Raw genomic sequence first — 13,175 nt, 5'->3', positions numbered from 1 at the left:
GGAATGGAGCGGCTCCGCAAGCTAGCCAGCCCGCCCCGCCTCCCGCAAACGCGGTGCGGCAGCCGGAAACCCGGCTTCCGGCCACCCGTTCGACGGTAAGGTCAGCGCGCCTCAGCCGCGGAACCACTGGTCACAGCGGTCTGACGGAAGAGCCACTCGGCCTTGAGCTCCGCGTATCCGGGCTTGATGACCTCGTTGATCATGGCGAGGCGTTCATCGAAAGGAATGAATGCGGATTTCATCGCATTGACTGTGAACCACTGCATGTCGTCGAGCGTGTAGCCGAACGCGTCGACCAGGTGCTCGAATTCACGGGTCATCGTGGTCCCCGACATCAGCCGGTTGTCCGTGTTGACCGTGGTCCGGAAGTGCAGCTTCCGCAGCAGCCCGATGGGGTGCCCGGCGTACGAGTCGGCCGCGCCGGTCTGCAGGTTCGACGTGGGGCACATCTCCAGCGGGATCCGCTTGTCCCGCACGTACGAGGCGAGGCGCCCCAGCTTCACGGTGCCGTCGTCGGCGACCTCGATGTCGTCGATGATCCGCACCCCGTGCCCGAGCCGGTCGGCGCCGCACCACTGGAGCGCCTGCCAGATGGACGGCAGTCCGAAGGCCTCACCGGCGTGGATGGTGAAGTGGTTGTTCTCGCGCTTCAGATACTCGAAGGCATCCAGGTGCCGGGTGGGAGGGAACCCCGCCTCGGCTCCCGCGATGTCGAAGCCGACGACGCCCAGGTCCCGGTAGCGGTTGGCGAGTTCGGCGATCTCCAGGGCCCGGGCCGCGTGCCGCATCGCGGTGAGCAGGGCGCCCACACGGATCCGGTCGCCGTTCGCCCTGGCCAGCCGCTCGCCCTCGCGGAACCCCTCGTTCACCGCCTCCACGACCTCTTCGAGGGTGAGGCCGCCCTCCAGGTGCTGCTCGGGCGCGTACCGGATCTCGGCGTACACGACGCCGTCCCTGGCGAGGTCCTCGGCGCACTCGGCGGCGACACGCACCAGCGCCTCGCGCGTCTGCATGACGGCGCAGGTGTGCGCGAAGGTCTCCAGATAGCGCTCCAGCGAACCGGAGTCGGCCGCTTCGCGGAACCAGACGCCCAGCTTGTCCGCGTCGGTCTCGGGGAGCGCCGTGTACCCGGCCGCCCGGGCGAGCTCGATGATCGTGCCGGGGCGCAGACCACCGTCGAGGTGGTCGTGGAGCAGCACCTTCGGGGCGCGGCCGATCTGGTCCGTGGTGAGTGATTGCGTGGTCTGGCTCGTCATCTGGGCACTTTAGCCCCTACGCGCGTAGAACGCTCCCCGTCGATATGTAACAGTGACCGTTCGGAAGGGTGGAGTACACCTCCGCTTCTGAGACTGTTCCGTTATGGCACAGCAAGCACCAGCCCTGCCGGAGGCCAGGCTGGGACGGGCAGTTGGGGCAGGCGGGACACAGTCCGCGGTCAGCGGTGTGGTCCTGCTGCTCCCCGACGGCGACCCGGTCTCCAGGCGCCGCTCCTCCCCCCTGTCCTACGCGTCCCTGCGCCCGCCGGCCCGCAGACTGGCCCACGCGGGCCGGGACGACGGGCTCGCGGCCCACGTCGTGCGCTACCGCTTCCGCGGCTGGAACGGCTCGGACGCGCACCTCGCCGAGGACGCCTCCTGGGCGGTGGACGAGGCGGTGCGGCGGTACGGCGACGTCCCGGTCTGCCTGGCGGGCCACGGTATGGGCGGCCGCGCCGCGCTGCACGCAGCGGGCCACTCCGCCGTGACCTCGGTCCTGGCCGTCGCCCCCTGGCTGCCCGACGACGACATGGCCGCCGAGCCGGAGCCGGTGAAGCAGCTGGTGGGCCGCCAGGTCCTCATCGTGCACGGCACCACGGACGCCCGCTCCGACCCCGAACTCTCCTACCGGCTGGCGGAACGCGCCAAGAAGACCAACCGCGACACCTGCCGCTTCGAGGTGCACTCCGACGGGCACACGCTGCGTCAGCACAGGTCCGAAGTGGTGGCGCTGGCCTCGGACTTCGTACGCGGCGCGCTGTTCTCGCACGCGTACGCGAGGCCGGTGGTGGACGCGTTCGCGGCGCCGCCGCCGCTGGGTCTGCGGATGCCGCTGGCCGCCGGGTTCGGCCGGACGCTCCAGTAGCGGACCGGCGGCGGGGGCGGCCGGGCGTACCTGTGGCTACTCGGGCAGCAGCCGTCCCCGCCGCTCCAGCAGGAACTGCTTGAACGCGGCCACCGGAGCCGTGTCCGGGTGCCCGTCCAGCCAGGCCACCCCGATCTCCCGCACCGCCCGGGGCGCGGTCACCGCCAGCTCCACCACCCCCGGCCGGGCCACTGCGGGCGGCGGCAGCAGCGCGACCCCGAGCCCGGCCGCGACGAGCCCGCGGAGCGTCTCCGCCTCCTCGCCCTCGAAGGCGATCCGGGGCGTGAACCCGGCCTCGGCGCACAGGTCGTCGGTGATGCGGCGCAGCCCGAAGCCGGGCTCCAGCGTCACGAAGGCCTCGTCGGCGGCCTCGGCCAGCCTGACCCTCTTACGGGTGGCGAGCCGGTGGTCGTCCGGCACCACGAGCCGCAGCCGCTGCTCGTCGAGACGCCGGGCGACCAGGTCGGGCGCGTCCGGTACCGGGGAGGTGAGGCAGAGGTCGAGCTCCCCCGCGCGCAGCCGTCTGATCATCGCCTCGCCGTAGTTCTGGACGAGCTGGAACCGCACCCCGGGGTGGCCGGCCCGGAAGGCACGGATCAGGCCGGGCACCGTCTCGGGGCCCAGGGTGTGCAGGAATCCGAAGGTGATCCGGCCGGACGCGGGGTCGGCGTCCGCCCGTACGGAGTCCGCGGCCCTCTCGACCTCGGTGAGCGCCCGCTCGGCGGCCGGGAGGAACGTCCGGCCCGCGGGGGTCAGCGAGACGGTGCGGCCCCTGCGGGCGAACAGCGCGACCCCCAGGTCCGCTTCGAGCCGGACCATGGCGCGCGAGAGCGTGGACTGCGGCACGGACAACTCGTGGGCGGCCCGGGTCACATGCTCGTGGCGCGCGACCGCCTCGAAGTAAGCGAGCCGGGGCGCGAGGAGGAGCCGGATGTCTTCTGTGTCACTACTGGGTGACAGCCGCGGCTGTGAACTGTGCTGATGCGCCATGGGAATGATTATGGCGAGTCTGTGCATTGGACGCATTAAAGGCTCCCGGCCTACGTTCGGGTCATGCCTCCTGCCAGTACCGGGGCACTCACCACCGTGAGTGCCTCCGCCGCGCCGTCGTCCCAGCCCCAACAGCTCGCACCCGGGCACCCCGGCTACCGCCGTATGAGCTTCGCTCTCTTCTCCGCGGGCATGGCGGCATTCGCCCTCCTCTACTCGACCCAGGCGCTGCTGCCCGCGATCAGCTCAGGACTCGGCGCCACGGCAGGGCAGGCCAGCTGGACGGTCTCGGCGGCGACCGGCGGGCTGGCCCTGTTCGTGCTGCCGCTCAGCGCGCTGTCCGAGCGGTTCGGGCGGCGGACGATGATGACCGCGTCCCTCTCGGTCGCCGTGGCCATCGGCCTGCTGGTGCCGTGCGCGCCGGATGTGAGGGTGCTGATCGTGCTGCGCGCGGTGCAGGGGGCCGCGCTCGCCGGGCTCCCCGCGTCCGCGATGGCCTATCTCGCCGAGGAGGTACGGCCCCGGGCGCTGGTCGCCGCGATCGGGCTGTTCGTCGCCGGGAACTCCATCGGAGGCATGAGCGGGCGCATCCTGGCCGGCTGGGTCGCCCAGGCCTGGGGCTGGCGGGCGGCGCTCGGCGCGCTCGGGCTGATGTCCGTCGTCTGCGCGGTCGTCTTCCGGCTCATGCTCCCCCGGGCCCGGAACTTCACCGCGGTCCCGCTCGACCCGCGCGCCCTGGGCCGCACCGTCACCGCCCACCTCCGCGACCCGCTGCTGCGCAGGCTGTACGCGATCGGCGCGCTCTTCATGACGGTCTTCGGCGCGGTGTACACGGTCATCGGCTACCGGCTCGTGGACGCACCGTTCGACCTGCCGCAAGGGCTGGTCGGCTCGGTCTTCGTGGTCTATCTCGTCGGCACGGTCTCCTCCGCGACGGCCGGCCGGCTCGTCGGCCGGCTGGGCCGCAGGGGCGCCCTCGGTCTCGCGGTGTCGACGACCGCGGCGGGGCTGCTGCTGTCGCTCTCCGACACGCTCGCCGCTGTGCTGCTCGGCCTCGTCCTGATCACCGCCGGCTTCTTCGCCGGGCACGCCGTCGCGTCCTCGTCGGTGAGCCGTACGGCGAAGAAGGGCCGGGCCCAGGCATCGGCGCTCTACCAGTCCGCCTACTACCTGGGCAGCAGCGCGGGCGGCGCGCTGGGCGCCGCCGCCTTCCACGCCGGCGGCTGGGCGGGCACGGTGGCGCTGGGACTGCTCGCGGTGCTCGGCGTCGCCGCGGTCACGCTGTACGGGTCGTACAGCGCGCGGGCCGCGCGGCGCGCGCCGGCGCACACCTGATCCCCCCCCCGGGTCCCCCGGGAAACCGGAAAAGTTGCCCGGTGAGCCGATCCGCATGCCGTTGTCGGTGGCCCCCTGTAGTTTCGGAATCGCTGGTGCGACCGGGAATCAAGCAGGGGGCATCCCTATGAGCGACCTCGCGACAACGGACCTCGACGCGCGCCTGGAGGCGCACAGGACGGAGCTGGCCGGTTACTGCTACCGGATGCTCGGTTCTGCCTTCGAGGCGGAGGATGCCGTCCAGGACACGCTGGTCCGCGCCTGGCGGAGCTTCGACCGGTTCGAGGGCCGCTCCTCGCTGCGCTCCTGGCTCTACCGGATCGCGACCAACGTCTGCCTGGACATGCTGAACGCGGGCAACAAGCGGGCCCGCCCGGTGGATCTGACCGATGCCACCCCGGTGGCCAGGGCCGTCCTCACCGCGCAGCCGGAGGCGGCCTGGCTGGAGCCGGTGCCGGACGGCCGGGTGCTGCCGTCCCTGGCGGACCCGGCGGAGAAGGCGGTCGAGCGGGAGACGATCCGGCTCGCTTTTGTCGCCGCGCTCCAGCATCTGCCCCCCAAACAGCGGGCGGTGCTGATCCTCCGCGAGGTGCTGGCCTGGAGGGCGAGCGAGGTCGCCGAGCTGCTGGAGACCACGGTCGCCTCGGTCAACAGCGCGCTGCAGCGGGCCCGTTCGACCCTCGCCGAGTGCGCACCCGCCGCGACCGACGCGGCAGACCCGCTGGACGAGGAGCAGCAGAAGCTGCTCGCCCGCTATGTGGCGGCCTTCGAGGGGTACGACATGGAGGCGCTGACCGCACTCCTCCATGAGGACGCCACGCTCTCCATGCCGCCCTACGACCTGTGGCTGCGCGGTCACGACGACATCGTCGGCTGGATGCTGGGCGTCGGCTCGGTCTGCCGGGGCTCGCGCCTCGTGGCGACCGTGGCCAACGGCACCCCCGCCTTCGCCCATTACCACCCGAGCGAGTCGGGGAAGGGGTTCGACCCCTGGGCGCTCATGGTCATCGAGATCACGGACGGCCGGGTCGCCGGGATCACCTCGTTCCTGGACACCGCGCGCTGGTTCCCGCTCTTCGGTCTGCCGGAGCGCCTGGAGGAGTAGCACCCGCGCCCCTGCGAGGAGCGGCCGTGGAGCAGCTGTGCGGGCGGCGGGCTACGGGGGCCCGGCGAGGCCGGTCAGCGTCAGGAGCTCGGTCAGTGCGGGCGCCGCGTTGCGCAGCCGTATCCGGCAGCCGTGCCGCAGAGCGGTGAGCCGGAGCCCGGCCACCGCCTCCACGGCGGCCAGCCCGGGGCGGACGAGCCCGCCCACGTCGCAGTCGACGGCGGCGGGCACGCCGGCCGCCCCTGCCCCGTGCAGCAGCTGCCGCAGCTCCTCGCACAGGCGCGGGACATCGGCCCGGGTGACCGGGCCGGTGATGACAAGGACGGGCGGCTCGGTGACATCCACACCAGGGAGACCGGCGCCGCGCCCGGAACTCATCGCCGCGCCGTATCCGGCCGCGGCAGCGGGCTCCGGAGGCCCGCAGGACGGGCGGCCTCCGGAGCTGTCGCACGCGACCGTCAGGCGATGCGGTCCAGGACGATCGGGCTCGCGGTGAACGCGGTGCCCGCCGGGGCGATGTCGTAGGCATCGGGCAGCGAGTCCAGCGCGTACGCGAACTTCTCGGGGGTGTCCGTGTGCAGGGTCAGCAGCGGCTGGCCCTCGGTCACCGTGTCGCCGGGCTTGGCGTGCAGCTCGACGCCCGCGCCCGCCTGCACCGGGTCCTCCTTGCGGGCACGGCCCGCGCCGAGACGCCAGGCGGCGACCCCGATGTCGTACGCGTCGAGCCGGGTCAGCACCCCGCTCGACGGCGCGGTGACGACGTGCTGCTCGCGGGCGACCGGAAGCTTCGCGTCCGGGTCACCGCCCTGGGCTGCGATCATCCGGCGCCAGTGGTCCATCGCGGAGCCGTCGGCGAGCGCCTTCGCCGGATCGGCGTCGGGCAGCCCGGCCGCGGCCAGCATCTCGCGGGCGAGCGCGAGGGTCAGCTCCACGACGTCCGCGGGGCCGCCGCCCGCCAGGACCTCGACGGACTCGCGGACTTCGAGGGCGTTGCCCGCGGTCAGGCCGAGCGGGGTCGCCATGTCGGTGAGCAGCGCGACCGTGCGGACGCCGTGGTCGGTGCCGAGACCGACCATCGTCGACGCCAGCTCACGGGCGTCGGCCAGGTTCTTCATGAAGGCGCCGGAGCCGACCTTCACATCCAGGACGAGCGAGCCGGTGCCCTCGGCGATCTTCTTGGACATGATCGAGGAGGCGATCAGCGGGATCGCCTCGACGGTGCCGGTGACATCGCGCAGCGCGTACAGCTTCTTGTCCGCGGGCGCGAGACCGTCGCCCGCGGCGCAGATGACCGCGCCGACCGAGTCCAGGACATCCATCATCTCGGTGTTGGAGAGCAGCGCCCGCCAGCCGGGGACGGACTCCAGCTTGTCGAGCGTGCCGCCGGTGTGGCCGAGCCCGCGGCCGGACAGCTGCGGTACGGCGGCGCCGCAGGCGGCGACCAGCGGGGCGAGCGGCAGGGTGATCTTGTCGCCCACGCCACCGGTGGAGTGCTTGTCGGCGGTCGGCCGGGACAGCGCCGAGAAGTCCATCCGCTCACCGGAGTTGATCATCGCGGCGGTCCAGCGGGCGATCTCGGTGCGGTTCATGCCGTTGAGCAGGATCGCCATCGCCAGCGCCGACATCTGCTCGTCGGCGACCGTGCCGCGGGTGTACGCGTCGATCACCCAGTCGATCTGCTCGGGGCTCAGCTCGCCCCGGTCCCGCTTGGTGCGGATGACAGAGATGACGTCCATGGAGTTGGCGTTCCTTCCGGCAGGGGGTGTGTGTCGGTGTGCGTAACGCGCGACTCTACGCGCATAGAGAGAGGGGCGGTCAGCGGCCCTTCCACCACGGTGGAAGGGCCGCTGACGCGTCAGTTCAGATGCTGCGGACCGAAGGCCTGCGGCAGCATCGCGGAGAGCGGGAGCACTCCGTCGGGGGTTTCGAGCAGCAGCTCGTCCCCGCCGAACTCGTACAGCAGCTGGCGGCAGCGCCCGCACGGCACCAGGACCGCGCCCGCGCCGTCGACGCAGGTGAAGTGGGTCAGCCTGCCGCCACCGGTGGCCTGGAGCTGGGAGACCAGCCCGCACTCGGCGCACAGCCCGATGCCGTACGAGGCGTTCTCGACATTGCAGCCGACCACCGTGCGCCCGTCGTCCACCAGGGCCGCGACACCGACGGGATACTTCGAGTACGGGGCGTACGCGTGGGACATCGCGCCCCGCGCGGCCTCCCGCAGAACGTCCCAGTCGACCTGTGTCACTTGCCCTGGCCCTTCCGGTAGCGCATGCCGTCCGCCTTGGGCATCCGCAGCCGCTGCGCGGAGAGCGAGAGCACCAGCAGGGTCACCACGTACGGGGTGGCGCCCACGAAGTCGGACGGGACGTCGTCGGTCAACAGGTACCAGACCAGGATGAGGACGGCCATGACCGCGCTGATCGCGCCCTGGAGCACCGACTTGCGGTAGAGCTTCCACACCGCGAGCAGCACCAGCAGCACCACGATGAGCAGCAGAAGCGCGTGGACGGTCTCGCCGCCGTTGCGCAGCTGGAGCGCGTCGGAGAACCCGAACAGGCCCGCGCCCATGGCGAGTCCGCCGGGACGCCAGTTACCGAAGATCATCGCGGCGAGACCGATGTAACCGCGGCCGCCGGTCTGGTTCTCCAGGTAGATGTGCGTGGGGACCATCGCGAGGAAGGCACCGCCGAGCCCGGCCAGACCGCCGGAGACCGCCACCGCCGCGTACTTGTACGTGTAGACGTTGACGCCCAGCGACTCGGCCGCGATCGGGTTCTCGCCGCAGGAGCGCAGCCGGAGGCCGAACGCGGTCTTCCAGAGCACCCACCAGGTGCCGATGAAGAGCAGCACCGCGATGATCGTCAGCACGGAGACGTCCGTGACCAGGCCGCCGAGGATGCCGGCCAGGTCGGAGACGAAGAACCAGTGGTGCTTCTCGATCGACGACAGCCCGTTCGAGAGGCCGGGGACCGTGAAGTCGGGCAGCGAGTCGACCGGCGGTGACTGCTTCGGGTTGCCGCCCGCGGCCGCCGCGGCGCCGTGGTTGAAGAAGATCTTCGCGAGGTACTGGGTGATCCCCAGCGCGAGCAGGTTGACCGCCACACCGGAGACGATGTGGTCGACGCCGAAGGTGATGGTGACGATCCCGTGGATCAGCCCGCCGAGCATGCCGAAGGTGATTCCGGCGAGTATCCCGAACCAGGGGCTGGACTGCCAGCCGATCCAGCCGGCCCCGAAGGTGCCGAGGATCATCATGCCTTCGAGACCGATGTTGACGACACCGGCCCGCTCCGACCAGAGACCGGCGAGACCGGCGAGACCGATCGGTACGGCGAGCCCGAGCGAGGCGCTGATCTGGCCCTCGGAGGTCAGCTGGTCGGCGCCGGTGATGATCCGGACCAGGGACAGCAGGATCAGCGCGCCCGCGATGATCAGCAGGATCTTCGGGAGTGAGGACCCGGAACGGCCGGACTTGGCGTTCGCCGCCCGGGGAGCCGCTGGCGGCGGAGTCGTGGTCATGGTCGCGGTCATGCCGTCACCTCCTGCTGGTTCGAGTGGGCGGCGGCCTGCGCGGCGATCTCGGCACCGACCTTCTGCTGCTGGCGCTTGAGTCCGTAGCGGCGCACGACCTCGTAGGCGATGACGACGCACAGGACGATGACGCCCTGGATCACGCCGAGGATCTCCTTGTCGTACCCCTTGAACTCAAGGTGGTTGGTGGTGCGCTCCAGGAAGCCCCAGAGCAGTGCGCCGAGGGCGATGCCGACCGGGTGGTTGCGGCCCAGGAGCGCGATGGCGATGCCGGTGAAGCCGACGCCCAGCGGGAAGTCGTTGCTGTACATGTGGCTGTCGTTGAGCAGGGTCGGCATGCCGATCAGCCCGGCCATCGCCCCCGAGATGATCATGCTGGTGGCGACCATCTTCTTGACGCTGACACCGCTGGCGGAGGCGGCGGACTCGGACTGCCCGACGGCCCGCAGGTCGAACCCGAAGCGGGTGCGGCCCAGCACGAACCAGTACGCCACACCGGCCAGTGCCGCGATGAAGATGAATCCCCAGAGCATCCCGGCGGGGCCGGTGTCGATGGAGAAGAACCAGGAGGACTCCGGCAGCGGCTTGGTGGAGACCAGAGTGCCCGAGTCATCGAGCTGGCCGAGCCGGCCCGGCTGCATCAGATAGGCGATGACCGCGGTGGCGATCGAGTTCAGCATGATCGTCGAGATGACCTCGCTGACACCGCGTGTCACCTTCAGTACGCCCGCGATCCCGGCCCACATCGCACCGACCAGCATGGCCGTGACGATCATCAGCGGGATCTGGACGGCACCGGGCAGTGTCAGTGCGCCGCCGACGACCGCGGCGAAGAAGGCAGCCATCCGGTACTGGCCGTCGACGCCGATGTTGAACAGATTCATCCGGAAGCCGACGGCCACCGCGATACCGGCGAGGTAGTACGTCGTCGCCTTGTTGAGGATGTAGATCTGGCTGTCGCTGGCCGAACCGTACGTCAGCATGTCGCTGAACGCGGCGAACGGGTCCTTGCCGGTGGCGAGGATGACCAGCGTGGTGACGACGAGGGCCGCCACCACGGCGAGCAGCGGGGCCGCTATCGCGAGGAGCAGCCGCTCCCGGTCGATGCGCGCGGTGTACTTCTTCATCGGTCCTCTCCCCCAGCTTCGCCGCCGGCGGTGTCCGGGGTCTCCAGGGCCTTCCGCGGCTCCGGGATCCCCGGGGTCTTCGCGGGGCCCACGGTCCTGGGGCCCGCCGTCCCGTCCGGAGCGGCGTCCTCGCCGTGCTCCAGGTGGCCGGTCGCGGCCCCGGTCATCGCGGAGCCGAGCTCCTCGGGGGTGATCGTGGCGGGGTCCGCGTCGGCGACGAGCCGGCCGCGGTACATCACCCGCAGGGTGTCTGACAGACCGATCAGCTCGTCCAGGTCGGCGGAGATCAGCAGGACTGCGAGCCCTTCACGGCGGGCCTCCTTGATCTGGTCCCAGATCTGCGCCTGCGCGCCGACGTCCACACCCCGGGTGGGGTGTGCGGCGATCAGCAGCTTGGGCCGGTGGCTCATCTCACGGCCGACGATCAGCTTCTGCTGGTTGCCGCCGGAGAGGGATGCCGCGGTGACGTCGATGCCGGGCGTGCGCACGTCGTACTCGGCGACGATCCGCTCGGTGTCGGCACGGGCCGCCTTGGCGTCGATCAGCCCGTAACGGGAGTTGGGCCGCTCGGTGACATGGCCGAGGATCCTGTTCTCCCAGAGCGGCGCCTCAAGGAGCAGGCCGTGCCGGTGGCGGTCCTCGGGGATGTAGCCGACACCGCTCTCCCGCCGCTTGCGGGTGGGCTCGTGCGAGATGTCGGAGGTGTCGAGCGTGATGACACCGCCGTCCGGGTCCCGCATGCCCATGATCGCTTCGACGAGCTCGGCCTGGCCGTTGCCCTCCACCCCCGCGATACCGAGGACTTCGCCCTGGTGGATCGTGAAGGAGATCCCGGAGAGGACCTCCCTTACGAGTCCGTCGGAGTCGACCGCGGTGAGCCGCAGGTCGTCGAGGGTGAGCATCGGCGCGTCGGTGACCGTCGACTCGCGCGTCTCGGGCGAGGGCAGCTCGCTGCCGACCATCAGCTCGGCCAGCTGCTTCGACGTGGTGGTCGCCGGGTCGGCGGTGCCCACGGTCGTGCCGCGCCGGATGACGGTGATCTCGTCGGCGACGGAGAGCACCTCCCCGAGCTTGTGGGAGATGAAGATGACCGTCAGGCCCTCGGACTTGAGCTCGCGGAGGTTGTCGAAGAGCGCGTCGACCTCCTGCGGGACCAGGACCGCGGTCGGCTCGTCGAGGATGAGCGTGCGGGCGCCGCGGTAGAGGACCTTGAGGATCTCCACGCGCTGACGGTCGGCGACACCGAGGTTCTCGACCAGGACGTCCGGGCGGACCTTCAGGCCGTACGCGTCCGAGATCTCCTGGATCTTGGCGCGTGCCCGGGTGCCGATCCCGTACAGCTTCTCGCCGCCGAGGACCACGTTCTCCAGGACCGTGAGGTTGTCCGCGAGCATGAAGTGCTGGTGCACCATGCCGATACCGCGGGCGATGGCGTCGGCGGGGCTGGAGAAGACTGCCTGGTCGCCGTCGACGGCGATGGTGCCCTCGTCCGGCTTCTGCATGCCGTAGAGGATCTTCATCAGGGTCGACTTGCCGGCACCGTTCTCACCGCACAGCGCGTGCACGGTGCCCTTGCGGACGGTGATGTCGATGTCGCGGTTGGCGACGACACCGGGGAAGCGTTTGGTGATGCCGCGCAGTTCGACGGCGGGAGGGCTGGACGCGTTGATGGCGCACTCTCCTCGGAGAAGGAGCGGTGGAGGCTCCTCGGAGAAGGAGCGGCGGAGGGGCCCCGGCACGGGCGGGGGCGATGCGGTGACGCTAGCGCGTCAACTACGCGCTACACGCGTAGAGTTGACACATTGTTATGGGCCCGGCGAAGGGATGGCACCCCCGCCGGGCCCACGGGACACGGCAGGTCAGGGAGTGGTCTTGACCTTGACCGCACCATCGGCGATCTTCTTCTTCGCGGCGTCGAGCTGCGGCTCGATGTCACCGATGAAGCCACCGCTGGTGGACAGCGAGACGCCGCCCTTGGCGAGCGAGTAGGTGGTGGTGCCGGTGACGGGCTTGCCGTCGTGCACCGACTTGACCAGGTCGTACACGCCGATGTCGACGTTCTTGACGACCGAGGTCAGGATCGACGACTTGTACTTCGCCAGCGACGGGATCTTGTACTGGTCCGAGTCGACGCCGATCGCCCAGGCGCCCTTCTTGCCGTTGACGGCCTCGATCGCGCCGTTACCGGACGAACCGGCCGCCGAGAAGACCACGTCCGCGCCCTTGTCGAGCATGCCCTGCGCGGCTTCCTTGCCCTTGTCGGGGCTGGCGAAGCCGGAGGTGTCCGAGCCGTGGCTCAGGTACTGCCGGTCGATCTTGATCTTCTTGTCGGTGTCCTGGACACCCTGGACGTAACCCGCCTCGAACTTCTTGATCAGCGGGATGTCCACACCACCGATGAAGCCGACGTGCTTCGTCTTGGTCTTCAGCGCCGCGGTTACGCCGGCGAGGTAGGAGCTCTGCTCCTCCGTGAAGACGATGTTGTCGATGTTCTTCGCGTCGACCGCGGCGTCCACGAGGCCGAAGGTGACCTTCGGGTACTTCGCGGCGACCTTCTTCATCGACGGCGCGTAGGAGTAGCCGATGCCGACGATCGGGTTGTAGCCCGCGTCGGCCAGGTCGGTGAGCCGCTGCTCGCGGTCCGCCTCGGTGTCGCTGGTCTTCGCGGTCAGCTCCTTGACGCTGCCGCCGAACTCCTTCTTCGCCTTGTCCATGCCGCGGGCGGCGGAGTCGTTGAAGGAGTGGTCGCCGCGGCCGCCGACGTCGTACGCGACACCGACCTTGACGCCCTTGGAGGAGCCGGACGACGAGGAGCTGGAGTTGTCCTCCTGCGTCGACGTGCTGCCACAGGCGGAGACGGAGAGAGCGAGGGCCGCGGTGGCTATGCCAGACGCAGCGATCTTGGTTACCCGGCGCAAGAGGAGGTCCCTTCAAACCAAACCCGAAGCGCCTCTTCCGGCGCTGGT

Annotated in this window: 12 protein-coding genes; 3 read left to right on the top strand and 9 right to left on the bottom strand. The window is 70.6% G+C overall.

Annotated features, from left to right (window positions below; translation table 11 throughout):
- Positions 1 to 101 precede the first annotated feature (101 nt).
- The gene (locus tag OG917_RS21695) at positions 102 to 1,256 is read right to left on the bottom strand and encodes an adenosine deaminase (RefSeq protein ID WP_328319260.1); all 1,155 of its coding nucleotides are present in this window, start codon (positions 1,254 to 1,256) and stop codon (positions 102 to 104) included.
- Positions 1,257 to 1,359: 103 nt separating this feature from the next.
- Here OG917_RS21695 and OG917_RS21690 point away from each other — a divergent pair, with 103 nt between their 5' ends.
- Positions 1,360 to 2,121: an alpha/beta hydrolase gene (locus OG917_RS21690; protein ID WP_328319259.1), complete on the top strand. Its 762-nt coding sequence runs from the start codon at positions 1,360 to 1,362 to the stop codon at positions 2,119 to 2,121.
- Between the two features lie 36 nt (positions 2,122 to 2,157).
- On the opposite strand, the gene OG917_RS21685 is transcribed toward OG917_RS21690, so the two are convergent.
- Entirely contained in the window at positions 2,158 to 3,111 is a 954-nt protein-coding gene (locus tag OG917_RS21685) for a LysR family transcriptional regulator (protein ID WP_328319258.1), read from the bottom strand.
- A gap of 63 nt (positions 3,112 to 3,174) precedes the next feature.
- Between OG917_RS21685 and OG917_RS21680 the strand changes: the two genes are divergently transcribed.
- Together OG917_RS21680 and OG917_RS21675 are read left to right on the top strand one after the other, a co-directional pair.
- Positions 3,175 to 4,446, top strand: a complete 1,272-nt coding sequence (locus OG917_RS21680) for an MFS transporter (RefSeq protein ID WP_328319257.1) — start codon at positions 3,175 to 3,177, stop codon at positions 4,444 to 4,446.
- 127 nt (positions 4,447 to 4,573) lie between these two features.
- Complete coding sequence (locus OG917_RS21675; protein WP_328319256.1) at positions 4,574 to 5,551, top strand: sigma-70 family RNA polymerase sigma factor; 978 nt, start codon at positions 4,574 to 4,576, stop codon at positions 5,549 to 5,551.
- A gap of 51 nt (positions 5,552 to 5,602) precedes the next feature.
- Here OG917_RS21675 and OG917_RS21670 read toward each other — a convergent pair whose 3' ends face one another.
- The 7 genes from OG917_RS21670 to OG917_RS21640 form a co-directional block, all read right to left on the bottom strand.
- Positions 5,603 to 5,929, bottom strand: coding sequence for an STAS domain-containing protein (locus OG917_RS21670; RefSeq protein WP_328319255.1), 327 nt, complete (start codon positions 5,927 to 5,929; stop codon positions 5,603 to 5,605).
- A gap of 80 nt (positions 5,930 to 6,009) precedes the next feature.
- Positions 6,010 to 7,287 carry a thymidine phosphorylase gene (locus OG917_RS21665; protein ID WP_328319254.1) on the bottom strand — a complete coding sequence of 426 codons (1,278 nt, stop codon included), beginning with the start codon at positions 7,285 to 7,287 and terminating at the stop codon, positions 6,010 to 6,012.
- Positions 7,288 to 7,406: 119 nt separating this feature from the next.
- Positions 7,407 to 7,796, bottom strand: coding sequence for a cytidine deaminase (locus OG917_RS21660; protein ID WP_328319253.1), 390 nt, complete (start codon positions 7,794 to 7,796; stop codon positions 7,407 to 7,409).
- Entirely contained in the window at positions 7,793 to 9,082 is a 1,290-nt protein-coding gene (locus tag OG917_RS21655) for an ABC transporter permease (protein WP_328319252.1), read from the bottom strand. Before OG917_RS21655 ends, OG917_RS21660 begins: the two co-directional genes overlap by 4 nt.
- Entirely contained in the window at positions 9,079 to 10,209 is a 1,131-nt protein-coding gene (locus OG917_RS21650; RefSeq protein WP_328319251.1) for an ABC transporter permease, read from the bottom strand. Before OG917_RS21650 ends, OG917_RS21655 begins: the two co-directional genes overlap by 4 nt.
- On the bottom strand, positions 10,206 to 11,849 hold the full coding sequence (locus tag OG917_RS21645) for an ABC transporter ATP-binding protein (protein ID WP_443059096.1): 1,644 nt from the start codon (positions 11,847 to 11,849) through the stop codon (positions 10,206 to 10,208). The genes OG917_RS21650 and OG917_RS21645 overlap by 4 nt, the downstream gene beginning before the upstream one ends.
- Before the next feature lie 219 nt (positions 11,850 to 12,068).
- Positions 12,069 to 13,127, bottom strand: coding sequence for a BMP family lipoprotein (locus OG917_RS21640; protein WP_328319250.1), 1,059 nt, complete (start codon positions 13,125 to 13,127; stop codon positions 12,069 to 12,071).
- Between the last annotated feature and the right edge of the window lie 48 nt (positions 13,128 to 13,175).

The organism is Streptomyces sp. NBC_00388, from assembly GCF_036061255.1.
Lineage (GTDB): Bacteria > Actinomycetota > Actinomycetes > Streptomycetales > Streptomycetaceae > Streptomyces.
The sequence above is the reverse complement of the archived record's forward strand: the minus strand, read 5'-3'. Positions and strand labels throughout refer to the sequence as shown.

Coding starts and splice junctions, on each gene's coding strand:
- OG917_RS21670 (WP_328319255.1), bottom strand. CDS start 5,929: ATGAGTTCCGGGCGCGGCGCCGGTCTCCCTGGTGTGGATGTCACCGAG.
- OG917_RS21665 (WP_328319254.1), bottom strand. CDS start 7,287: ATGGACGTCATCTCTGTCATCCGCACCAAGCGGGACCGGGGCGAGCTG.
- OG917_RS21680 (WP_328319257.1), top strand. CDS start 3,175: ATGCCTCCTGCCAGTACCGGGGCACTCACCACCGTGAGTGCCTCCGCC.
- OG917_RS21650 (WP_328319251.1), bottom strand. CDS start 10,209: ATGAAGAAGTACACCGCGCGCATCGACCGGGAGCGGCTGCTCCTCGCG.
- OG917_RS21695 (WP_328319260.1), bottom strand. CDS start 1,256: ATGACGAGCCAGACCACGCAATCACTCACCACGGACCAGATCGGCCGC.
- OG917_RS21690 (WP_328319259.1), top strand. CDS start 1,360: ATGGCACAGCAAGCACCAGCCCTGCCGGAGGCCAGGCTGGGACGGGCA.
- OG917_RS21675 (WP_328319256.1), top strand. CDS start 4,574: ATGAGCGACCTCGCGACAACGGACCTCGACGCGCGCCTGGAGGCGCAC.
- OG917_RS21685 (WP_328319258.1), bottom strand. CDS start 3,111: ATGGCGCATCAGCACAGTTCACAGCCGCGGCTGTCACCCAGTAGTGAC.
- OG917_RS21655 (WP_328319252.1), bottom strand. CDS start 9,082: ATGACCGCGACCATGACCACGACTCCGCCGCCAGCGGCTCCCCGGGCG.